Source organism: Buchnera aphidicola (Chaetogeoica yunlongensis) (assembly GCA_039829965.1).
Classification (GTDB): domain Bacteria; phylum Pseudomonadota; class Gammaproteobacteria; order Enterobacterales; family Enterobacteriaceae; genus Buchnera_B; species Buchnera_B aphidicola_BA.
The window spans coordinates 352,808-377,467 of record CP139909.1 but is presented as its reverse complement, the minus strand read 5'-3'; the positions used below and the strand labels follow the sequence as shown (position 1 = coordinate 377,467).

Sequence of the window (24,660 nt, the reverse complement as noted above, 5' to 3'; positions counted from 1 at the left end):
TAGTAACATATCGATATTATAAAAAAAATATTGGTGTGAATAATTTATTTTATAGTATTAAAATATTAAAATTATGAGGATTAATATGCATTTAAGTAAAATTAAGAAAAATGAAATAATAGAACAATTTGGTAAAAATAAAAAAGATAGTGGTAAATCTGAAGTTCAAATAGCTTTATTAACACATAGAATTAACTATTTACAAAATCATTTTTCTATTCATAAAAAAGATCATTGTAGTCGTCGTGGTCTCTTAAAAATGGTGTCTAAACGTCGTAAATTATTGAATTATTTAAAAGGTATAAGTTTATTACGTTATTCTAATATTATTAGTAAATTGCAGTTACGTCGATAATTGATAATAATAAAATATTGATATAATTAATTTTTATATTTGAAATATATAGTTTTTTTAGAAATCTTATTTAAAATATTATTTTATAAAACATATAGTTATTTTCATAAATAATTTTAGATTATTAGAAATATTTTTAGTAATTTTTTAATTATTTTTTGGTATATTTTTGTTTTTGATAAAATTTTTACTGTGATTTTTTATTTTATGTGAACACAATGTTAATTCGATATGTTTATTAAGGATATTATTTTGCTAAACCCTATTGTACACAAATTTCAATATGGTCAACATACTGTTACATTAGAAACTGGTTTAATGGCACGGCAAGCTACAGCTGCAGTAATGACTACTATGGATGATACTTCAGTATTTGTAACTGTTGTTGGTCAAAAAAAATTACAATTAGAAAAAAATTTTTTTCCAATGACTGTAAATTATCAAGAAAGAACATATGCTGCAGGGCGTATTCCAGGTGGTTTTTTTCGTAGAGAAGGAAGGCCTAGTGAAAATGAAATATTAGTTGCTCGTTTAATAGATCGTCCTATTCGTCCATTATTTCCTGAAAGATTCTTTAATGAAATTCAAATTATTGCTACTGTAGTTTCATTAAATCCTTTAATAAATCCAGATATAGTAGCGATAATAGGTTCTTCTGCAGCACTGAGTATATCGGGAATACCTTTTTTAGGTCCAATTGGAGCAGCTAGAGTAGGTTACATTAATAATAAGTACGTTTTAAATCCTAATGTTAACGAAATTAAAACTAGTACTTTAGATTTAATTGTTTCTGGCACAATAAATTCTGTATTAATGGTTGAAGCAGAAGCTAATATGTTATCTGAAGAGCAAATTATTAAAGCAATTCATTATGGACACGAACAACAAAAAACGGTAATTAAAAATATTATAAAATTTTCTAACGAAGTCAATACACCTGCATGGGAAGATTATTTATGTCCTATTAATAAAGATTTAGAAAACATGATCTCTGATATTTCTAAAATAGAAATAGCAAAAGCTTATAATATTTTTGATAAAACTATACGTACTAATGTGTTAGATCAAGTAAAATCTAATGTAGTAAAAGCTATTATTAGTGAAAATTTAAACATTGATGAATCTGAAATTTTATTAATTTTTTCTAAAATTGAAAAAAAAATAGTTAGAGAAAAAATTTTAAAATATGGATTACGTATAGATGGTCGTAAGCAAGATACAATTAGATCTGTAGATATTCGAACAGGTATATTACCCAGAGCTCATGGATCAGCATTATTCACTCGTGGTGAAACACAATCTTTAGTGTCAGTTACGTTAGGAACATCTAGAGATGCTCAGAATTTAGATGAATTATTAGGTGATCGAACTGATAATTTTTTGTTTCATTATAATTTTCCTCCTTATGCTGTAGGAGAAATTGGAATAGTAGGAACACCTAAACGTCGAGAAATCGGTCATGGGAAATTAGCTAAAAGAAGTGTATTAGCAGTTATGCCTAGTTTAGATTTATTTCCTTATACAATACGTATTGTTTCAGAAATTACTGAATCTAATGGTTCTTCTTCTATGGCTTCGGTTTGTGGTGCTTCTTTAGCACTTATGGATGCTGGAGTTCCTATATCAACAGCTGTAGCAGGTGTGGCAATGGGATTAGTAAGGGAAGGAAATAAATTTATTATTTTGTCGGATATTTTAGGAGATGAAGATTACTTAGGAGATATGGACTTTAAAGTTTCTGGAGGAATAAATGGAATTACAGCATTACAAATGGACATAAAAATAGAAAGTATTACCAATGAAATTATTCAATTAACATTATATCAAGCCAAAAAGGCTAGAATGCATATTCTTAATATTATGAAACAATCTTTAAATTTTCCTAAAAAAGATATTTCTATTTTTGCACCTAGGATTCATACTATTAAAATTAACCCAGAAAAAATAAAAGATGTTATTGGTAAAGGTGGTTCAGTCATCAGAATGTTAACTGAAGAAACTGGTACTACAATTGAAATTGAAGATGATGGAACTGTAAAAATTTCAGCAATAATGCAAGATAAAGCTAAATATGCTATTCAGAGAATTAAGGAAATTACTGCAGAAATTGAAGTTGGACGTATTTACGATGGTAAAGTTACTAAAATAGTTGATTTTGGTGCATTTGTATCTATTGGGATTGGAAAAGAAGGGTTAGTTCATATTTCACAAATTGCTCATAAACGTGTTGAAAAAGTATCAGATTATCTTCATCTTCATCAAGAAATTTTTGTAAAAGTATTAGAAATAGATAGGCAAGGTCGTTTAAAATTAAGTATCAAGGGAGTAAAAGAAAATTTTTAGTAAATTCGTATAAATTTATTGTTAACACTTTTAGTAGGATGATAATTATTCATAAAGTATTAATAAGATATTTAATAAATTGTATATAAAAATAAGTATAAAATTTTTAATAAATAAATATGTAATATAATATTTATAAATTATTAATATTTTTTTTTAATTATTTATGTGAGAAATTTATTGACAACTATCTTGTTATGATAATTATCTATATAATGTTTTTATATCTAAAATATTTTATGGTTTTATTTAATAATATATATACTTTTTATAATTTTAAAAAATGTTAACCAAATAAAAATCGATATAATTTTTTCATTTTCTAATAGATTTACATAATTATATTTTTATAAATAATTTTTATGTGTTATTTAATAAATTATTAAATTTTTAAATAAGTTTTTATTTTTTTACAAAAAAATAATATTTTTATTGTCAGTAACAATTTTTAAACTAGTCAATTTAACTTTAAGGGGTAATACGTATTGCATGACGCATACTAATATAACATTTTTTGATCTTGGTTTAAATTCATCTCTTGTTAAAACATTGAATACAATAGGCTATACAACACCATCACCAATTCAGGTGACCTGCATTCCTTATCTTTTACGCGGTAATGATGTATTAGGAATGGCTCAAACAGGAAGTGGTAAAACTGCTGCATTTGCATTACCACTATTACATAATATTAAAATAAATATAAATCATCCTCAAATTTTGGTTTTAACACCTACTCGTGAATTAGCTGTGCAAGTTGCTAATGCTTTTGCTACTTTTTCGAAAAATTTAATAGGTATTCATATACTGGCAGTATATGGCGGTCAAAAATACGATTTACAATTAAGATCGTTACGTAGAGGTCCACATATCGTTGTTGGAACTCCAGGAAGGTTATTAGATCATTTAAAAAGGGGTACATTAAATTTATCTTATCTAACTAGTTTAGTATTAGATGAAGCTGATGAAATGTTAAGAATGGGATTTATTGAAGACGTAGAAACTATTATGTCAAAAGTCCCAAAAGTTCATCAAACAGCTTTATTTTCTGCTACTATGCCAGAAGTTATAAGACGTATTTCTAAAAGATTTATGAAAAATCCAAAAGAAGTTCGTATTCAATCTAGTATCACTACCAGACCAGATATTCAACAAAGTTATTGGGTAGTTTATGGAAAAAAGACTGATGCTTTAATACGTTTTTTAGAAGTTGAAGATTTTTCAGCTATAATTATTTTTGTGCGTACTAAAAATGCTACATTAGAAATATCAGACGTTTTAGAAAAAAATGGTTATAATAGTGCTGCATTAAACGGAGATATGAATCAAACATTAAGAGAACAAACTTTAACTAAATTGAGAGATGGAAGATTAGATATTTTAATAGCTACTGATGTTGCAGCTAGAGGATTAGATGTAGATAGAATTAGTTTAGTAATTAATTATGATATTCCTATGGATTCTGAATCTTATGTACATAGAATTGGAAGAACTGGTAGAGCAGGAAGAAAAGGTAAAGCTCTTTTGTTTGTTGAAAATAGAGAAAGACGATTATTGCGTAATATTGAACGTGTAATGAAAATTTCAATTAAAGAAATTAGTTTGCCAAAATCAGAATTTTTAAGTAAGCGTCGTCTTGAAAAATTTTCTGAAAAAGTTAAAATTCAATTAGAAAGTAAAGATTTAAATGAATATCGAAAATTATTATTAAAACTAATACATCTTAATGATAAATTAGAAATGGAATTATTAGCAGCCGCATTATTAAAGATTGCACAGGGAGAAAGATCTCTGATTGTTAAGCCTGATGTAATAAAGGATTTTAAAAATATTAGGCGAAGAGAGACGTTAGGGTTTAGATATAGTGATAAAAGGAAATTTATGGAAAAAACATCAATTTATAATAAAAATAAAAATTTTGATTTATATCGTGTTGGTATAGGAAGAAGTGATGGAGTAGAAATACGTCATATTATTAATGCAATTTCTAATAAGGGCGATATTAATAATCGTAATATTGGTAACATTAGATTGTTTTCTAATTATTCTACTTTAGAATTAAAAAAAGGTTTGTCAGAAATTGTATGTAGAAAATTTACTCGTGTTAAAATTTTAAATAAATATACTCATATAAAATTATTATATAATAGAGAGTTAAAAGATACATCTAAATATAATATTCCAGAACAAAAAATATATAATAATCGACGATTACATACTAAACAAGTTAATAAAAAATTTACTTCAACTAATAGTAATTTCAAGAAAAGTGCTTTAGTATATGGATTTAAAAATCGTCAAAAAAATATATAGGTAATTTTTATTATTTCTAAGTGAAATTTATATTTTTTAAAATATTTAATTTGATATTTATTAGATAAAATTTATTACAATTAATGAATAAAAATAGTAAGGCAAAGAACCTTTCTTTGCCTTTGATATTAATTTTTTAACTTTTAGGGTGTTTAAAAGCAATTGCTTCAATTTCTATTTTTGCATATTGTGGAAGTTTAGATACTTCTACACATGATCTTGCTGGTAAATTATTACTATATTTAAAAAAAAAGTTTTTATATATGTCATTGACAATATTAATATCTTTTAAATTAATCATAAATATTGTAGTTTTAATAATATTACTTACATTTATATTAATTGATTCTAAAATAATATTAATATTTGTTAATATTTCTTGTGTTTGAGTAGAAATATTTTTTTTAGTATTGTCTCCTTGAGATATTTGTCCTGATAAAAAAATAAAATTTTGTATTTGTATGGCTGGAACATATGGACCTATGGGATTGGGTAATTTTTTTGTGCTAATTATTTTACTCATCATTCACTTCCGAAATATATTAAATTAAAATTTTAAGTAAAATTATTTAAATTTTATTATTACAAATATATTTTTAGTTTGATTTTTTCGCGTGTAAATATTTAACATACTTATATTTTTAATTGAAAAACTTTTTTATATTCATATCTTTTATAATATTATTTAAGCTTTATTAAAAATAATAGTTATATAAATTTTTATATTTTAGAAAAATTTTTTACAAGTGTAGCTATCATTAAAGCTTTAATTGTATGTAATCTATTTTCAGATTGTTCAAAAATAGTTTTAGATTGATCTTTAAAAATTTCATTTGTGATTTCTATTCCATTTTTTAGATTATATTTTTCTATTATTTTTTTTCCTAAAATGGTGTTTTTATCGTGAAAAGATGGTAAACAATGTAGTATTTTTGTTTTTTTATTTTTTGTTAAAGCTAATATTTTGGAATTTATTTGATATTTTTTTAATAATTGAATTTTTTTCTCCCATGAATTTTCATTTTCACCCATAGATATCCATACATCTGTATAAATAAAATCTACGTATTCTATCCCTTCTTTTATATTTTCGGTAAAAATTATATTACCAAAGTTTTTTTTTGATTTTTTTTTATATTTTAAAATTATAGATGATTTTGGCCATAAACATTTTGGTGAAATTAATCTTAAATTAATTCCCATTAACACTGCAGTTTCTAATAAAGTGTTTCCTATATTATTTTGAATGTCTCCTATGTAGGCACAACTTATCTCTGAAAATAATTTTTTAGGTAATATTTCGTGTATAGTAAGTAAATCCGCTAGTAATTGAGTGGGATGAAATTTTTCTGTAAGTCCATTCCAAACTGGAACATTTGAGTATTTTGCTAATATTTCTATATTTTTGTGATCATGTCCTCGATATTGAATTCCATCGTACATACGTCCAAGTACTTTAGCTGTGTCTTTTATAGATTCTTTATATCCTAAATGAGTAGTACCAGGTCCTAAATATGTAATATTTGCACCTTGATCAAAAGCAGCAACTTCAAAAGCACATCTAGTTCTAGTAGATTCTTTTTCAAAAATTAATACAATGTTTTTATTTTTTAAATTATGAGATTCTATTTTATTTTTTTTTTTTTGTTTAAGGATTTTAGAAAGATTTATAATAGTTATAATTTCTGAAGCATTAAAGTCTGATATTTTTAAAAAGTTTCTTCTATATAGTGTATTCATAAAGATTTTAATTAAATTTTTATAGTTAACTCTGAAATATAGTTATTAAGAATCAATATTTATATTATAAATGTTTTTATGTTATTTATTTTATATAAAAATATTTTTGATGTTATGCAAAATATAGTTAATTATCATGTTTGTGTGAAAAATTTATATTTAGATATTAAATAGTTAGTAATATAAAAATATGTTTTGTATGTTTAAATTATTTATTTTATGTATTTATATTATTGATTGTATTATGTATTATATTTAAAAGTTTTTAAACAAAAAATGATTTTACATTGTTTATATTAATTTCAAATATATTTTACATATTTAAGATAATTTTTTTAGTGTTTTAAAAAAATATTATTTTTAAATAATTTTTAGAGGAAAACAATGAAATATAATATTCAGACACTATTTTTAGAAAAACAACATAGTGATTGTTTTGTATTTGGAATTTTTGAAGATTTTAAATTATGTTTTTCAATTAAAAAAATTGATGAAGATTCTAATGGTTATATCAATCAATTAATAAAAAATAAGGATTTTTTTGGAAAATTTAACGAATCTTTATTTTTGTATTCTATTCCTAATGTATATAGTACTAAAATTATATTATTGGGGTGTGGACGAAGAAAAGATTTAAATGCTGATAGATATAAACAATTGTTTCAAACTAGTATTAAAATTATTAAGAATTTATCATTAAAAACTATAACTTATTTTCTCACTGAATTAAATATTGAAGGTATTGATATATATTGGAAAGTTAGATTTGCTATATCTGAAATTGAAGATAGTTTGTATTCTTTCAAAAATTTCAAAACAGATACAAACAAAAAAAAAATTACTAGTTTAATAGATAGTATTAATTTTAGTGTTTTTTCAGATAATGATATTGTTTTAGGAAATAATGCAATTAAATATGGATTAGCTATTTCTAAAGGTAAAAAAATTTCTAAAGATCTTTCTAATATGCCTCCTAATATTTGTAATCCTACTTATTTAGCTACTAAAGCAATAGAATTATCTCAAAATTATCCTAATTGTATAACTATAGATATAGTCAATTACCAAGATATGAAAAATTTAGGTATGAATGCGTATGTATCAGTAGGTATGGGATCTAATAATAAGTCTTTAATGTCTATTATTAAATATAAAGGTAGTACAGATAATAAGGTTAAGAATATTGTGTTAATAGGTAAGGGTGTTACATTTGATGCAGGAGGAATTTCGATTAAACCTTCTTCTAAATTAGATGAGATGAAATTTGATATGTCAGGTGCATCAATAGTTTTTGGTTTAATGTCTATAGTAGCTGAATTACAATTACCATTAAATTTAATAGGAGTATTAGCAGCGTCTGAAAATATGGTTGGTAGTAAATCTTTTCGTCCAGGTGATATATTAACAACTATGTCTGGCAAAACAGTAGAAATTTTAGATACAGATGCTGAAGGAAGATTGATATTATGTGATGTGTTAACCTATGTAGACAAATTCAATCCTGATATTGTGCTTGATATTGCTACTTTAACTGGTGCATGTGTTGTTGCATTAGGAACATATGTTACTGGTGTATTATCTAATAATAAAAATTTAGTGCAGGATTTACAACGGTCCAGTAATCAAACTGGAGATTTAATATGGGAAATGCCTTTATTTAAAGAGTATTATAAAGATTTAAATTCAAATATTGCTGATATGACTAATATTGGAAACAATTCAGCTGGAATGATTACTGCTGCTTGTTTTTTGTCTAATTTTGCTAAAAAATATATTTGGGCTCATTTAGATATTGCTGGTACTGCATGGATTTCGGGTAAAAATAAAGGTTCTACTGGTCGTCCAATTGATTTATTATCTCAGTTTTTAATAAATCAATCAAAAAATAATATTTTGTAAAACAGATATTATTTATCTGTTAACGTTTATATAATATAAATATCAAATTATATTTGTTAGGTTGCATATCATGAAAAAACATTTCAATCCTTTACAAATTGAAAATAAAATATATACCTTTTGGGAAAAAAATGGTTATTTTAAACCAGATGGAAAACTTGATAGGTCTAATTTTTGTATAGTTATTCCACCTCCTAACATTACTGGTAATTTGCATCTTGGTCATGCATTTCAACAAACTATTATGGATATCTTAATAAGATATAATCGTATGCAGGGAAAAAATACCTTTTGGCAAGTTGGAACTGATCATGCAGGTATTGCAACACAAATTTTAGTTGAAAAAAAAATGTTACATGAGGAAAAAAAAACTATTCGACAGTATAGTCGTGAAATTTTTTTAGAAAAGATTTGGGAATGGAAGAATAAATTTGGAAAAATGATTACTCATCAAATGCGCACATTAGGAATTTCAGTAGATTGGACACAAGAAAGATTTACTTTAGATGCTAAAATTTCATATTCTGTTAGAAAAGCATTTATAATTTTATATAAAGAAAATTTAATATATAAAAGAAAAAAATTAGTAAATTGGGATCCTATTTTAAAAACTGTAATTTCTGATTTAGAAGTAGAACATAGAAAATTAGTAGGGAAAATGTGGTACATAAAGTATTCTTTATTAGAAAATAATATAAAGAATGATAATAATAAGTTAAAAAATTATATCGTTGTTTCTACCACTCGTCCTGAAACATTATTTGGAGATACAGCAATAGCAGTTAATCCAGGTGATAATCGTTATAAAAAATATATTGGTAAAAAAGTTTTAGTACCCATTATTAATAGAATAGTTCCTGTTGTTGGTGATGAGTTTGTAGATCCTAAAAAAGGAACGGGATGTGTAAAAATAACGCCAGCGCATGATTTTGATGATTATAAAGTTGCTATTAGACATAAATTACCTATAATTAATATTTTAAAAGAAGATGGAACAATTTTAAATTTTATACAATCTTACGATATTTTTGGAAAACACTGTAGTGTGTATCATGAGCATATTCCTAAGAAATTCCATAATTTAGATCGTCTGGTTGCAAGAGATAAAATTGTAGAAACATTAATATCTTTACAATTATTAGAAAAAATTGAATCACATGATTTAGTTATTCCTTATGGAGAGAGAAGTGGATCTATTATTGAGCCATTTTTAACTGATCAATGGTATTTAAATGTTACTTTGTTATCTAAAACTGCAATTAAAGCTGTTAAGAATGGAGATATTGTATTCATACCTAAAAAATATGAAAAAATTTATTATTCTTGGATGAACAATATTCAAGATTGGTGTATTTCTAGACAATTAATATGGGGGCATCGTATTCCTATTTGGTATGATATTAAAAATAATATTTATGTTGGTCATGATGAAAATGATGTTCGAAAAAAATATTCTTTATCAAAAAATATTGTTTTGAATCAAGAAAATGATGTTTTAGATACATGGTTTTCTTCCAGTTTATGGGTATTATCTTCATTAGGTTGGCCTAATATAAACAATTTTTTTAATCGATTTTATCCTACAAATGTAATTGTTAGTGGTTTTGATATAATTTTTTTTTGGATTGCTCGAATGATTATGTTAAGCATGCATATGATACGAAATAAAACAGAACAAAATAAAGTTCCATTTAAAAAAGTTTATATTACTGGTTTAATTTGTGATGAAAATGGTCAAAAAATGTCTAAATCTAAGGGAAATGTAATTGATCCATTAGATATGATTTATGGAATATCTTTAGAAGAATTAATCCAAAAACGCACAAATAATATGATGATTTCAAGACATGTAAATATAATTAAAAAACAAACTAAAAGTTTATTTCCTAATGGAATTACTTCTTCAGGAACGGATGCATTAAGATTTACTTGTGCAGCATTGTCTTCACCTACAAGATATATAAAATGGAATATTAATCGTTTATATGGATATAGAAATTTTTGTAATAAATTATGGAATGCTAGTCGGTTTGTATTAATGAATATTAATAAAATAGAATTTATAGACATATATCCTATGAATCAAAATGTATTGTTATCTGACAAATGGATTATTGTTGAATTTAATGTTTTGGTAAAAAATTATAGATATGCTTTGGATAATTATAGATTTGATCTTGCTGCTAATATGTTATATGAATTTATATGGAATAAATTTTGTGATATTTATTTAGAATTATCTAAGCCATACATTGTTTCTGATTCCAATTTAGAATCAAAAAATACAAAATATACATTGGTTTTTGTTTTAGAGTCTATATTACGTTTAGCACATCCTATAATTCCTTTTATTACTGAAGAAATTTGGCAAAAACTGAAACATTTCTTAAAAAAAGGATGTAATACAACCATCATGTTACAAAGTTTTCCAGAACATAATGAGATGTTAGCCAGTGAAAATATTATAGAAGATATGGATTGGATTAAGAATTTATTTTTAGTAATAAAACAATTTAGAAAAAAATTAAAACTTCCGTTTAATACATTAATACCTATATTTTTTAAAAATGTTAATTGTAAAGTTAATAATTTAATAGAAAAATATCAAAGTTATATAAAAAAAATATCTTATTTAAAAACAATTACTATTATTGCTACTAATAATAATTTAAATGAGTTTCTTGAGTCACGTTTAATCTATGGTGCTGAAGTATTAATTCCTTATTCAGAAACATTTTCAAAAGAATTAATACTAAAAGATTTAGAAAAAGAAATTTTTAAAATTCAGCTAAAAATTAGTAGGTTATATGAAAGAGTACAAGATCAAAAATTTATTAATCAAGCGCCCAATTATATTATTGATAAATACAAAAAACAATTAACTCTTTATAAAGAAAAAGAATGTCAATTACTTCTTAAAAAAAAACATATATTAAAAGTTTAATTATAAATAAAAAATAATTAATATTTATTAATTTTTATATATTTTGATCAATATTCTATACTTAAGGTTTATTTATGCGTTTTTTACATAATACACATTCTAATATGGTTTTAAGAAATTCTATGATTTTTGATAAAAATTCACGTATTACGGTTTCATTTTATAAATATATTTTTATAAAAGAACCAAAAAAATTTCGTGATTCATTGTATAAATTTTTTTCAAAATTTAATGTTTTGGGGAGGGTGTATATTGCTAATGAAGGAATTAATGCTCAAGTGAGTATTTTAAAGAAATCGTATAAAAAATTTATTACTTTTATGAAAAATTTTTTTATTATTTTTAAAAATATAGATATTAATGAAGCATTAGATTATAGAAAATCATTTTGGGTATTGCGTATAAAAGTAAAAAAAAAGTTACTGTGTGATGACTTATCTGTAGATTTTTTTAATTCAAACATTGTAGGAAAATATTTATCTGCTGAAGAAGTGAATATTATGTTTGAAGATCGAGATTCTATATTTGTAGATATGAGAAATAATTATGAATATCAAATTGGTCATTTTGAAAATGCAATAAATTATCCAGTTAATACATTTAGAGAACAATTACATAATTTAGTTGATTTTTTAAAAAATTATCGAGATAAAAAAATTATTATGTATTGTACTGGAGGAATTAGATGTGAAAAGTCTACAGCATGGATAAAATACAATGGATTTAAATATGTTTATCATATTAAAGGAGGGATTATTAAATATGTAAACGATGCAAAAAAAAATAAATTACCAATTAAATTTAAAGGAAAGAATTTTGTTTTTGATGAAAGAATGAGTGAAAAAGTTTCTAATGATATTTTAGGCGTATGTAAACAATGTAGTTGTGTATGTGATGTGTATACAAATTGTTTTAATAATTTTTGTCATAATTTATTTATTCAATGTCGTTCATGTCGTAAAAAATTCCATAGTTGTTGTTCAATAAATTGTATAAATTATTTACGTAAAAAATATAAATATTCTTAATATTTTTTATTTATGGTTTGTTTTGTTAAGATTTTAGTGGAATATGTTTGAATTTGGTAATTAGTTTTAGTAATTTTTAATTTTGTTCATAAAATATTACAGTACTAGTTTATTTATATGTACATATTTATACATAGAGTATTATGTAAGGAATTTACAATGATTTATATTCATTTTGTGTTTAGTAATATATTTCTATTAAATTTATAATGTTTTTAAGTAAAATTAAAAAACTTTTTTTATAAATAAAAATTTTTTATATATTATAATTTCATTTAAAAAAAACAATGTCTAAAATTTTTATATAGTTTTATAATATAAAATATTTAATGAATTTAACATTGTTAAATTAATTTTTTAAACAAAATTACAACAGTTATGTACATATTTAGGTGTAATATTATTACATATATTATTAATACAATGAATTTAAATGAATATTTGATATGGTTAAAAGGTAATTAAATGACTATAGTCTCAATTTCGGATGTATTTTTAGATAAAATAAAATTAAATAGTTCTATTTGTATTCAAGGATGGATAAAAAACAAACGAACATCTAAAATGGGTTTATCTTTCATTGATCTTTATGATGGATCATGCGTGTATTGTATTCAAGTTTTAGCACAAAACAAGTTACAAAACTATGCTAATGAAATTTTAAAACTAACTTCTGGTTGTTCGATAATAGTTTTTGGAAAATTAATAAAATCGATTGGTAATAATCAAAAATATGATGTTAAAGCTAATGATATAAAAGTACTTGGTTTAATAGATAATCCAGGATCATATCCTATTTCATCTAAAAAACATACAATGAAACATTTAAGAAATTTTTCTCATTTAAGAGCTAGAACTAATTTTTTTGGTGCAGTTTCTAGAGTTAGAAATTGTTTATTTCATGCTTTTCATAATTTTCTTTATAAGAATGGATATTATTGGGTTTCTACACCTATTATAACAGGATTAAATTCTGAAGGAGCTGGAGATATGTTTAGAGTTTCTACATTAGATTTTAAAAAAATCCCTATAAATAAAAATGGAGACGTTGATTTTAGAAAAGATTTTTTTAATAAAGAAAGTTTTTTAAGTGTATCAGGGCAACTAACTTTAGAAACGTATGCATGCGCGTTATCTAAAGTTTATGCTTTTGGACCTATATTTAGAGCTGAAAATTCTAATACTAGTAGACATTTATCTGAATTTTGGATGTTAGAAGTAGAAACTGCTTTTTCAAGATTATACGATATAATTAATTTTTGTGAAAATATGTTGAAGTATGTTGTGAACATTATATTAGAAAAATGTTCTAATGATATTAAATTTTTTCAAGATACTGTTGATAAAAATATTTTCAAGCGTTTATATGACTTTTCTAAAAAAAAATTTTTTCAAATAGAATACAAAGAAGCAATAAAAATATTAAATAATTCCAATCGTTTTTCTACTCAGAATTTGTTTTTTGGTTCTGAATTGTCATCTGATCATGAAAGATTTTTAGTAGAAGAATATTTTAAATTTCCTGTAATAATAATCAATTATCCTAAATCTTTGAAAGCTTTTTATATGAGATTGAATGATGATGGTGAAACAGTATCAGCTATGGATATATTAGTTCCTGGTATTGGAGAAGTCGTAGGAGGTTCTGAAAGAGAAGAACGTTTAAGTATATTAGATTCTAGATTTTATGAATTAAAACTTAATAAAAATGATTATGGGTGGTATCGAGATCTTAGAAAATATGGAACAGTTCCACATTCTGGATTTGGTATAGGTTTTGAACGAATTTTTTCTTACTTTTTAGGTATTAAAAATATTAAAGATGTATGCCCTTTTCCTAGAACAATACATAAATCTGATTTTTAAAATTTGTCAGATTATTGTTTTGTAATTTTGAAAATTTAAATTTTATTAAGTTTTTTCCCACCTAGTAAATGAATGTGTAAATGTTTTATTTCTTGCCCTCCGTGATTATTACAATTTATAATTAAACGATATCCATTATTAGAAATTTTTAATTGTTTAGAAATTTTTACAGCAATATATATCATTTCCCCTAAAATTTTTTTATTTGTTTTATTTATCTCATTTAAAGATTTAATTGATACGTTAGGAACAATTAAAATATGTATTGGAGCTACTGGATTAATGTCGTGAAATGCAGTTATTTCTTGATCTTGATAAATTATATTTGCAGGAATAGTACGTTTAATTATTTTTTCAAATATATTTTTACACATACTTTTTTATATGACTATTTAGGTTAGTAAAGATAAAGTTTTTCATTTTAAAAATAATTTTGAAAGCTATTTTTATTTTTTTATATTTATTTAAAAAGAACAAATTTTTTCTATTTCTTGTTTTATTATTTCTGATTTTGTTCCAAATACAATTTGAATACCATTACCAGAAATTATTGTACCAGAAGCTCCAAGATTTTTAAACATATTTTTATTAATTTTAGATATTTCAAACACGGTAATACGTAAACGTGTAATACATGAATCTAAATTTTCAATATTTTTTTTTCCACCTAACCCCGATAGTATTAATAAAGCTATTTCTTGTATTGTTTTGTTAGTTTTTGTTATTTTTAAAGTATTGTCTCTTCCAGGTGTTTTTAAATTTAATATTTTTATCATTAGGTAGAAAATAATAAAATATATTGCGCCATACAGACAACCAATTATTGGAAACAACCAAAAGTTATTACTTTTTCCGCTTAAAACTATAAAATCTATTAATCCATGTGAAAAACTTGTACCAGATCTCATATCTAATAGAATGCAGATAGGAAAAGCTAATCCAGCTAAGATTGAATGAATTACATATAATATTGGAGCTGTTAACAGAAAAGAAAACTCAATAGGTTCTGTAATTCCAGTAAAGATAGCAGTTAGAGCTCCAGAAATCATAATTCCTCCTATATTAGATTTGTGTTTTTTATTAGCACATTTCCAAATAGCTAATGCAGCACCAGGTAAACCGTACATTTTGAATATAAATCCACCAGATAGTTTTCCTGCAGTAGAATCTCCAGCCATATATCTAGCAATATCCCCATGAAAAATTTGTCCAAATCCATTGTTATATTCTCCTATTTGCATTTGAAAAGGAACGTTCCATATATGATGTAATCCAAATGGCACTAATGCACGTTCAACAGTTCCATAAATACAAAATGCTAAATTAGGATTTTGATATGCAGCCCATTCGGAAAAAACTTTAATTATATAACCCAATGGAGGCCATATAATTGATAAAATAAAACCAAACAATATTGCAGTAAATCCTGAAATAATTGGTATAAATCTTTTCCCGGTAAAAAATCCTAAATAATCTGGTAGTTGTATACGATAAAATTTATTAAACATGTAAGCAGAAATTGATCCAGATATTATTCCTCCTAATATTCCTGTATCTAATAAATATTTTTGATTAATATTTATTTCTAATATGTTTAAAATAATAGGTAAAGTTATTGATAACGTTTTCATCATCATTCCATGTGATATTACTGCAGCTAATGCTGCAACTCCATCATTTTTAGTAAAACCTAATGCTATTCCAATAGAAAAAATTAAAGGCATATTAGAAAAAACTGAACCTCCAGCTTCAGCTAATATTTTTGAGAAAGTATGAGGAACAATAGTGAAGTTAGCTGAACCTATACCAAATAAAATTCCAGCAACTGGGAGAACAGATACCGGTAACATGAGTGATTTACCTATTTTTTGTAAACATGAAAATGTATTTTTAAACATTTTTTTATATTTCCTATAATTTAATTTTTATATGTATTTTTTTTAAAGATTTTTTTTAAATTTTATTTTAAATACATTTATGATAATACATAAACATGTAATCATATAATCTAACAATTTTTTTTATAAATATTAAGATAATTATTTTAAAGTGAATTTAGCGAATAGTTAAATAATTTTAAAAAATTTTTTGTAGTTTGTTGTGAAAAATTATCAGGATCTATTTTTTTTAGTTTGGAAATAAACGATGTAGTTTTATAAAGATATGCTGGTTGGTTTTCTTTTCCTCTATATGGGACTGGAGATAAATAAGGAGAGTCGGTTTCAATTAGCATGTTTTCTATCGGTACAAATTTAGCTGTTTCTCTTACAATATTAGCGTTTTTAAAAGTAACTATTCCAGAAAAAGAGATGTAAAATCCCATATCTAATAATATTTTTGCAAAATGAATATTTTCGGTAAATGAATGAAAAATAACTTTATTGCTTGTTGTGTTTTCTTCTTTTAAAATATTTATCGTATCATTTATTGCTTTTCTGGTATGAACTAATAAAGGTTTATTTAATTTTTTAGCAATTCTTATATGTTTTCTAAATAATATTTGTTGAGATTTTTTATCATGTGTAGAAATATAATCTAAACCAGTTTCTCCTATTGCATGAACTTTGTTGCTTGTAGCATATTGTTTTAATTTTGATATATCATTTTTGTTTTTTGGTATGTTACAGGGATGAATCCCACAAGATAAAAGTATTTTGTTATTATTTTTTATGAAATGTAATAAATCACAAAAATTTTTTATAGATGTAGATACTGTAAGTATTAATTTAATACCTTTACTTTCTGATTTTTTTATTACATCATTTAAGTCTGAATGTATACTAGTATAGTTTAGAAGGTCTAAATGACAGTGAGAATCTACGAGAAACATTTTTTTTCCAAAATAAAATTTAGTTAAGTAATAAAAATTTTTAAAATTTCTTCCCAAGATAATATTTTTTTAATAAGTAATAATTCTAAGTTAATATTTGGGATATTCTTAATTGTTTTTAAACAATTTATCCATAATTGATAACTTTGACTTAATAGTTTGATTGAAAATTTTAATGATAAAATTTTTATAATATTTATTTGATCAATATTAATTATAGTTTGATTAATATTATATTTCCATTTTATTGCATCTAAAATAATACTACATATCCAAAAAATTTTTTTTTCTAAATTTTTAGTTTTTATTATTATGTCAATTATATGTAATAAATTTTTTTTTTGAATGGAATGCAAAAAATATTTAAAAAACAGTTTTCTTTCTTGAGGACAGGATGAAGTAATATATTTTTCTGCTAGCAGTGGAGCTTCATGGTTGGTTTTTAATGCAGTAATATATTCAGTTTTGTTTAAATTTGGATATTTTTTTTTTAACCATTGTATACTTTTTTGAATTTTTGGAGTAGATATATTATAAATGATACACCTGCTTTTTAATGTAGAAATAAATTTATGTGGAATATAGTTTATAAATAAAAAATATGTGTTTTTTGGTGGTTCTTCAACTATTTTTAATAAAGCATTAATAGCCGATTCTGTTAAATCATTAATATTTGAAATGTATATAATTTTGTTTTCTCCTTGATGAGCACTTTTGAAAATAATATTAGATATGTACCTAATAGTATTGATACTTATTTTTTTTGAAAGGTCTTTAGAAAAATGTTGTAGTAATTTTAAGTCGTGCCAATCAGGATGATTATTGGTATGCATAAGTCGACAACTTTTACATATTCCACATGAATACATGGTTTTATTTTTACATAATATCCATAATCCAATGTTTTTTAGTAAACAAACACTTCCAAGTCCTGTTTGTGATTCTATGATAATAGCATGATGGTTTTTATTTATATAATGTGGATAAATTATTTTTTCGTAATCATTTTTTAACCAAGGGTATAAATTCATTTCTTTGATTTAACCATGAATGAAATTTAGATTTAAAGGATGTGTGAACTGTTTTTTTATCATAGTTAGCATTTATCTTAATTATTTTTGGATAAGTCTTAATTAATTTTAAATAATTATTTCTAACGTTATGAAAAAACTTTATGTTTTTTTTTTCTATTCTATCAATATTTATTCTATTTTTTATTCTATTTAGTCCAATTTCTGGAATTACATCTAAATAAAAAGTTATATTTGGATAAAAGTTTTTTAAAAATAAAGAATTTAATGAACTAATAACATTTATATTTGTATTTTTTTTTACAGATTGATATGCAAATGATGATAAAATATGTCTATCTCCAATTACCCAAATTCCTTTTTTTAATTTAGGTTTAACTATATTATTGATTAGTTGCATTCTAGCAGCATAAAATAGTAATAATTCTGTTTCATTACTTATTTTTTCATTTATATTATTTTCAAACTTTAATAAGTGACGAATTTTTTCTGATAAAGGTGTACTTCCAGGTTCTCTGACATATATAGTATTAGTTATATTATGTTGATATAATATTTTTTTTATTATTTTTTTACATATAGTAGTTTTTCCAGATCCTTCGATTCCTTCAACAACTATAAATTTACCTTCTGACATATTATTTACACCGAAAGAAATTTTATTGTAATATTTTTAATATATTATGTTTTATCATCAGTTATTAATTTTATATTAATTTTTTAGAAACTCTATATAAAAATTGTAATATTTTTTGTTTAAATTCAAGTAATTATTTATATAGATGTTTTAATATTAATTATTTATGTATATAAACGTATAGTGATATAGATTACAAAAAATTTTTTTTTATTTTTCTATAGTGTGTTTTTTTATTAATTCTAATAGTGATTGTATTGAAGTAATTTTTTCAATTTCTTCATCTGAAATTTCTATATCAAATTCTTCTTCAAAAGACATGATTAGTTCGATTATATCTAATGAATCTGCACCTAGATCTTTTACAATGAGTGATGTATCAGTGATTTCTTGTTCTGTGATATTTAGTTGTTGCATAATAATTTGTTGTACTTTTTTTTTTATGTTTTTCATATAATTATTTTTTTAATAAGACATGTGAAGTAATGTTATTAGAATTTAAATTTATAATGATAATTTGTATGTGAATTAACTTTATTTATGGATAAAGATATAAATATGTAAATTTTATGGCATATAAATTCCTCCATTAACGTGTATTACTTGTCCTGTAATATAATTTGCATAGTCAGAGGTTAAGAATAAGATTGTTTTAGAAATTTCTTTTGTTTTACCAAATCTTTTCATAGGTATTTTTAAGAGAAAATTTTTTATTTTTCTTTTGTTTAAATTACTAGTCATATCCGTTTTAATTAATCCTGGTGCTACCATATTAACAGTAATACCGTGAGAAGCTAATTCTAATGCTAATGATTTATGAAAGCCTACTAATCCAAGTTTCGATGCAGTATAATTAGTTTGTCCCAAACTTCCAATATGTGCAAGAGCAGAACCTATGGTTATGATTTTTCCTTGTTTTTTTTTTATCATAGGTTTAATAACAGATTTTGACATGTAAAATATTGAATTTAAATTCACATTTAATACTTTTTCCCATTCATTTGTGGTCATATTTATTAATAATTTATCTTGTATAACACCTGCATTATTGATTAAAATATCAATAAATCCATATTTTTCATAAATAAAATTAATAGCTTTATAAATATTATTAGGATTAGTAATATCTAATTTTATTCCTATGCCATCTTTATTTTTTAGGTATTTATTTATATTATCGCAACCTAATTGAGAAGTTGATGTTCCTATCACAATGAATTTTTTTTTATTTGAGAACTCTTGTGTAATATATTTTCCTAATCCCTTGTTAGCACCGGTGATAACGACTATTTTTTTTTTAATATTCATATTATATATTTTTATAAAATAATTTTAGTGTGTTTATAAAATTTATATTATTATTTAAAGACATTGATAATTTATTTGTGTTTTTTTTGTTAAGATTAGTTAATACATTTTCTGAACTAACTTCAATAAACAATGTGATATTATTTTGTACATTTTTAATTATAGTATGCCAATTTACAGTACGATATAATTGTTTTTTTAATGAGCATCGAATAGATGTTTCAGAGTTTTGAAGTTTTAGACTAGTGCTACTTATTACTGAATATTTTGGTTTTTTGAATCTAACAGTATCTAATATTTTTGAAAATTTTTGTGAAGCTTTTTTTATAAGTGAACAATGATAAGGAAAATCAATAGGAAGATTGATAATTTTTTTTGTTTGAAATATTTTACAATATGTATTAATCTTTTCTATGGCATGTTTTTCTCCTGATATGACTATTTGATTAGAACTGTTAATACACGCAATAGAAACTTGTTTCTCAGTATCATATTTAGATAAAATTTTTTTTATAGTTTTCTGATTTATTCCTATTAAAATTGTCATTAAACCTTTTTTATTTAACATTATTTCTTGCACAAATTTATAGCGTAAAATAATTAATTTTATAGCATCAGATAGTTTTAGTGATTCAGAACATATTAATGCAGTATATTCTCCTAAGCTATGACCTATCATTAATGTCGGTTGTATTTTTTGTTTCATTATCCACAATTTATATATTGCAACAGATGAAACTAAATTAATTAATTGTAGATATTTATTTCTTTTTATTTTTCCATTTGGATAATCATGAATTAACTTCCATAAATCGTATTTGGCATATTCTGATGCATCAGTGAATATATTTTGAAATATTTTATTTGTAGTAAAATAAGAAGATATTTTTTTTTCATTGAATTTCTGTCCGGGAAATAGCATTGCATATTTATGCATTTAATTATAGCACCTTTTGAAAATATTATATTTAAGATCTATGCATTAATTATTTTAAATGACGTTTTAAATTTAAAATTAAATATATATTTTTATGATGATCTGATTATTATAGTTGTATAAATTTTATTAAATTATATTTATAAACAGAGTGTTGTTAATCTTACACACTGTTTATTTATAACAATTTTTATTTGAATTGTTTTTTATTTAATTCTATGACTTTTTTTCCTTTATAATAACCATTATTAGTAATATGATGTCTAATATGGATTTCTTTAGATAATTTATCTTTAGATAGTAAAGGTATTTTTAAAGAATCATGTGATCTTCTTTTACCTCGTATGGATCTACTAGGTTTGCTTTTTTGAACAGCCATAAATATAGTCTCTTGTTAAATTGTTTATTGTAAAGATTTTAAATTTAATAATTTTAAGAATGAATTTTTATTCTTATGATAACACTTTATTGAATAGAAATAATTTAAAAAATTTATTTAAATCCATTATACTTATAATAAAAATATTTTTTAATATGAATTAAATATTTTTATAAATTATAAAAATTTTAAAATGAATTTTTATGTAATATTGTTTAAAATTTTTTTAAATTGATAATCTATTGGTGCAGTAATAGATATATTCTTTTTATAAAAAGGGTGAAAAAATTTAATTTTTTCAGCATGTAATAATAGTCTATTGACTTTAAATTTATTTTTTATAAGTTTATCTAATTCTTTATTTCCATATTTGCTATCTAATACAACTGGATAGTTTAAATGTAATAAGTGAACTCTTATTTGATGAGTTCTTCCAGTAATTGGAGTAACAGATATTAAAGTATGTTTTTTATATTTTGTTTTGATTTTAAAATGTGTAATAGAATCTTTTCCAGTTTTATTGATTTTTGTTATATGTTGATGTTTTTCTGATGTAATTGTTGATAATGGCATTGAAATAGATTTTAATTTATTTGGCCATCTTCCATGTACTAATGCAATATATTTTTTTTTTATTTTTCGTTCTCTAAGTTGTGTATGTAAATTTTTTAAGATTGATCGTTTCTTAGCTATTATTAGTATACCTGAAGTTTCTCTATCTAATCGATGTACTAAATCAAGATTATTTTCATCTGGTCTTTGTATTCTAAGATTTTCTATCATTCCATAATTTATTCCACTACCACTATGTACTGCTAATCCTGTAGGTTTGTTGAGTATTAATAAATAATTATCTTCATATAATTTTATATTATTAAACAACATGGATAACTTTTCATTAGGTTTTTTTATTTTTTTTATGCTTTTTATATAGATAGGTGGTATTCTAATACAATCATGTGATTGTAATTTATAACTTGGTGCTATTCTTTTCTTATTTACCCTAATTTGACCGTTTCTTAATATTTTGTAAATTAGACTTTTGGGTAGTGTTTTAAATTTTGATTGAAGAAAATTATCTATCCTTTGTGTTTCAATATTTTTAGTGATATTTATAAAAGACACAGGTAAAGATTTTTTTATCATAACATGATTCCTGGTAATATAATTTAGTGAATTGGATTTTGTGAAATAATTTTTTATAATATAGATGCATTTTTATTAATTGTATATTTTTTATAAAAGTTTTTATTTAAGATTTATTTTTTGAAGAGAAATATTATTTTGTAAAAAAAATGGTTGTATAATGAAAAAAATTTTAATTAATTCCATTCATGAAAATGAGATTCGTGTTGCTATCATTCATGGAAACAAACTATGTAATTTAGATATAGCAAGTTTTGATAGACAATCAATTATGTCAAACATTTATAAAGGTAGAATTACACGTATAGAATCTAGTTTAGAAGCAGTATTTATTGATTATGGATTGAAAAGAAATGGATTTTTACCATTTAAAGAAATTCATAAAGAGTATTTTCCTCTAAAATTTTTAAATACTTGTAATTATAAAATTCATCATCCTTTAATAGAAGGACAAGAATTTATTGTACAAGTGATTAAAAATGAAAGAGGAACAAAAGGTGCATTATTAACAACTTTTATTAGTTTAGTTGGAAGTTATTTAGTATTACTGCCGTACAATTTTAATGTTAAAGGGATTTCAAAAAAGATAAAGGGACATAATAGAATTTTATTAAAAAAAATGATATCTATGTTAAATATTCCTAATAATATGGGGGTGATTATTCGAACTGCTGGAGAAAACCAATCAATTGAAATTTTACAAAAGGATTTAGAATTTTGTATTAATGATTGGAATAAAATTCAAAAGTCTTTAATAAGATATTCAGCTCCTTGTTTAATTTATAAAAAAAAAATATTTTAATTTGTATGTTAAGAGATTATTTACTAAAAGATGTTCAAGAAATTATTGTTGATAATAAAAAATTATTGAATGTGATACATAAATATATTTTTTTATTAAACCGAGCTGATTTTAAAAATAAAATAAAATTATATCAAGGCAAACAATCTTTGTTTCAATATTATGATGTAGAATATCAAGTTAATGTTGTTTTTCAACGTAGTATTAAACTTGCATCTGGTGGAAAAATTATAATTGATACTACAGAAGCTTTAACAGTTATTGATGTAAATTCTTGTTCATCTACTCAAGGACAAAGTTTAGAAGAAACCGCATTAAATACAAATTTAGAAGCAATTAATGAAATTTGTCGACAATTAAAATTACGTGATATAAGCGGATTGATTATTATTGATTTTATAGATATGAGTTTTTTAAAAAATAAAAAAATTATTGAACTTTATTTACATAAGTTATTAAAAAAAGATAGAGCAAGAGTAAAAATAGGATCTATTTCTCGTTTTGGTTTGCTAGAAATGTCACGACAAAGTTTAGGTCATTTTTCGAATAAAGTTAATTATAATGTTTGTTCTAAATGTAAAAATCTTATGTCATAACATAATTAATAAATAATTTCATATCAATCTAAAAATTTTTAATAAATTAGTTTTGAATTTTTGATAGCATTAATATAATTAGCAATGTTATCATTATTATGTGTTATATTATAAAAATTTATTTTTTCTAAAAAATTTTTATTTACTTTTAAATTTTCTTGATCATCATTATTTGATACGCTTTCATTTTGATTTTGACTTATTTGTTTGTTTATTATTTTTGCTAATCCTATACTTTTTTTGCTGTATATTTGAGTAATAATATGATCATACATATCTTGATATATAGATTCTTTTTGAGTATTAATCCAAGCTTCATTTTTACAAATATTTTTCTTCATACTTTTTAACATCATATAAAGAAAAAAATTTTCTATTTGTTGAGAAATTTTAAAGTTTTTAGTTTTATTTTTATTTTTTTTAATGATAAATTTTTGTTCATTAAGTGAATTTTTGTTTTTGTTAAAAAAAATTAAATTTAATAATTTTACAATATTCATAGTTTT

Annotated in this window: 22 protein-coding genes; 9 read left to right on the top strand and 13 right to left on the bottom strand. The window is 22.9% G+C overall.

The window, feature by feature from the left end; translation table 11 throughout:
* Positions 1-85 precede the first annotated feature (85 nt).
* From rpsO to UAR70_01645, 3 genes are all read left to right on the top strand, one after another.
* Positions 86-355 carry a 30S ribosomal protein S15 gene (gene rpsO, locus UAR70_01655; GenBank protein XBC39576.1) on the top strand — a complete coding sequence of 90 codons (270 nt, stop codon included), beginning with the start codon at positions 86-88 and terminating at the stop codon, positions 353-355.
* A 252-nt stretch (positions 356-607) separates the two neighbouring features.
* Positions 608-2,698 (top strand): polyribonucleotide nucleotidyltransferase, encoded by a 2,091-nt coding sequence (gene pnp / locus UAR70_01650; GenBank protein ID XBC39575.1) that lies wholly within the window; start codon positions 608-610, stop codon positions 2,696-2,698.
* 489 nt (positions 2,699-3,187) lie between these two features.
* On the top strand, positions 3,188-5,011 hold the full coding sequence (locus UAR70_01645; protein XBC39574.1) for a DEAD/DEAH box helicase: 1,824 nt from the start codon (positions 3,188-3,190) through the stop codon (positions 5,009-5,011).
* Positions 5,012-5,147: 136 nt separating this feature from the next.
* Here UAR70_01645 and UAR70_01640 read toward each other — a convergent pair whose 3' ends face one another.
* A complete protein-coding gene (locus UAR70_01640) occupies positions 5,148-5,534 on the bottom strand; it encodes a Rid family detoxifying hydrolase (protein XBC39988.1) in 387 nt (128 codons plus the stop codon).
* Between the two features lie 197 nt (positions 5,535-5,731).
* Positions 5,732-6,751 carry an ornithine carbamoyltransferase gene (gene argF, locus UAR70_01635; GenBank protein ID XBC39573.1) on the bottom strand — a complete coding sequence of 340 codons (1,020 nt, stop codon included), beginning with the start codon at positions 6,749-6,751 and terminating at the stop codon, positions 5,732-5,734.
* A gap of 384 nt (positions 6,752-7,135) precedes the next feature.
* On the opposite strand from argF, the gene UAR70_01630 reads away from it, so the two are divergent.
* The 4 genes from UAR70_01630 to asnS all read left to right on the top strand — a co-directional run bounded on the left by UAR70_01630 (position 7,136) and on the right by asnS (position 14,488).
* On the top strand, positions 7,136-8,650 hold the full coding sequence (locus tag UAR70_01630; protein XBC39572.1) for a leucyl aminopeptidase: 1,515 nt from the start codon (positions 7,136-7,138) through the stop codon (positions 8,648-8,650).
* 70 nt (positions 8,651-8,720) lie between these two features.
* Entirely contained in the window at positions 8,721-11,594 is a 2,874-nt protein-coding gene (locus UAR70_01625) for a valine--tRNA ligase (GenBank protein XBC39571.1), read from the top strand.
* A 74-nt stretch (positions 11,595-11,668) separates the two neighbouring features.
* Entirely contained in the window at positions 11,669-12,622 is a 954-nt protein-coding gene (locus tag UAR70_01620) for a rhodanese-related sulfurtransferase (protein ID XBC39570.1), read from the top strand.
* A gap of 465 nt (positions 12,623-13,087) precedes the next feature.
* The gene (gene asnS / locus UAR70_01615; GenBank protein ID XBC39569.1) at positions 13,088-14,488 is read left to right on the top strand and encodes an asparagine--tRNA ligase; all 1,401 of its coding nucleotides are present in this window, start codon (positions 13,088-13,090) and stop codon (positions 14,486-14,488) included.
* Positions 14,489-14,523: 35 nt separating this feature from the next.
* On the opposite strand, the gene UAR70_01610 is transcribed toward asnS, so the two are convergent.
* From UAR70_01610 to UAR70_01565, 10 genes are all read right to left on the bottom strand, one after another.
* Positions 14,524-14,862 carry a histidine triad nucleotide-binding protein gene (locus UAR70_01610; protein XBC39568.1) on the bottom strand — a complete coding sequence of 113 codons (339 nt, stop codon included), beginning with the start codon at positions 14,860-14,862 and terminating at the stop codon, positions 14,524-14,526.
* Between the two features lie 90 nt (positions 14,863-14,952).
* Entirely contained in the window at positions 14,953-16,386 is a 1,434-nt protein-coding gene (gene ptsG / locus UAR70_01605) for a PTS glucose transporter subunit IIBC (protein XBC39567.1), read from the bottom strand.
* 146 nt (positions 16,387-16,532) lie between these two features.
* Positions 16,533-17,318 carry a YchF/TatD family DNA exonuclease gene (locus tag UAR70_01600; protein ID XBC39566.1) on the bottom strand — a complete coding sequence of 262 codons (786 nt, stop codon included), beginning with the start codon at positions 17,316-17,318 and terminating at the stop codon, positions 16,533-16,535.
* Between the two features lie 23 nt (positions 17,319-17,341).
* Positions 17,342-18,349: a DNA polymerase III subunit delta' C-terminal domain-containing protein gene (locus tag UAR70_01595; protein ID XBC39565.1), complete on the bottom strand. Its 1,008-nt coding sequence runs from the start codon at positions 18,347-18,349 to the stop codon at positions 17,342-17,344.
* On the bottom strand, positions 18,321-18,986 hold the full coding sequence (gene tmk, locus UAR70_01590) for a dTMP kinase (GenBank protein ID XBC39564.1): 666 nt from the start codon (positions 18,984-18,986) through the stop codon (positions 18,321-18,323). Before tmk ends, UAR70_01595 begins: the two co-directional genes overlap by 29 nt.
* Positions 18,987-19,196: 210 nt before the next feature.
* Positions 19,197-19,439, bottom strand: a complete 243-nt coding sequence (acpP, locus tag UAR70_01585) for an acyl carrier protein (protein XBC39563.1) — start codon at positions 19,437-19,439, stop codon at positions 19,197-19,199.
* Between the two features lie 114 nt (positions 19,440-19,553).
* Positions 19,554-20,294 carry a 3-oxoacyl-ACP reductase FabG gene (gene fabG / locus UAR70_01580; protein ID XBC39562.1) on the bottom strand — a complete coding sequence of 247 codons (741 nt, stop codon included), beginning with the start codon at positions 20,292-20,294 and terminating at the stop codon, positions 19,554-19,556.
* Between the two features lies 1 nt (position 20,295).
* Positions 20,296-21,231: an acyltransferase domain-containing protein gene (locus UAR70_01575; protein ID XBC39561.1), complete on the bottom strand. Its 936-nt coding sequence runs from the start codon at positions 21,229-21,231 to the stop codon at positions 20,296-20,298.
* Between the two features lie 190 nt (positions 21,232-21,421).
* Positions 21,422-21,610 (bottom strand): 50S ribosomal protein L32, encoded by a 189-nt coding sequence (gene rpmF / locus UAR70_01570; protein XBC39560.1) that lies wholly within the window; start codon positions 21,608-21,610, stop codon positions 21,422-21,424.
* Between the two features lie 201 nt (positions 21,611-21,811).
* The gene (locus UAR70_01565) at positions 21,812-22,756 is read right to left on the bottom strand and encodes an RluA family pseudouridine synthase (GenBank protein ID XBC39559.1); all 945 of its coding nucleotides are present in this window, start codon (positions 22,754-22,756) and stop codon (positions 21,812-21,814) included.
* A gap of 160 nt (positions 22,757-22,916) precedes the next feature.
* Between UAR70_01565 and UAR70_01560 the strand changes: the two genes are divergently transcribed.
* Together UAR70_01560 and UAR70_01555 are read left to right on the top strand one after the other, a co-directional pair.
* The gene (locus tag UAR70_01560) at positions 22,917-23,558 is read left to right on the top strand and encodes a ribonuclease E/G (GenBank protein ID XBC39558.1); all 642 of its coding nucleotides are present in this window, start codon (positions 22,917-22,919) and stop codon (positions 23,556-23,558) included.
* A gap of 5 nt (positions 23,559-23,563) precedes the next feature.
* Positions 23,564-24,154, top strand: coding sequence for a ribonuclease E/G (locus UAR70_01555; GenBank protein XBC39557.1), 591 nt, complete (start codon positions 23,564-23,566; stop codon positions 24,152-24,154).
* A gap of 38 nt (positions 24,155-24,192) precedes the next feature.
* Here UAR70_01555 and UAR70_01550 read toward each other — a convergent pair whose 3' ends face one another.
* Positions 24,193-24,654, bottom strand: coding sequence for a rod-binding protein (locus tag UAR70_01550; GenBank protein XBC39556.1), 462 nt, complete (start codon positions 24,652-24,654; stop codon positions 24,193-24,195).
* Between the last annotated feature and the right edge of the window lie 6 nt (positions 24,655-24,660).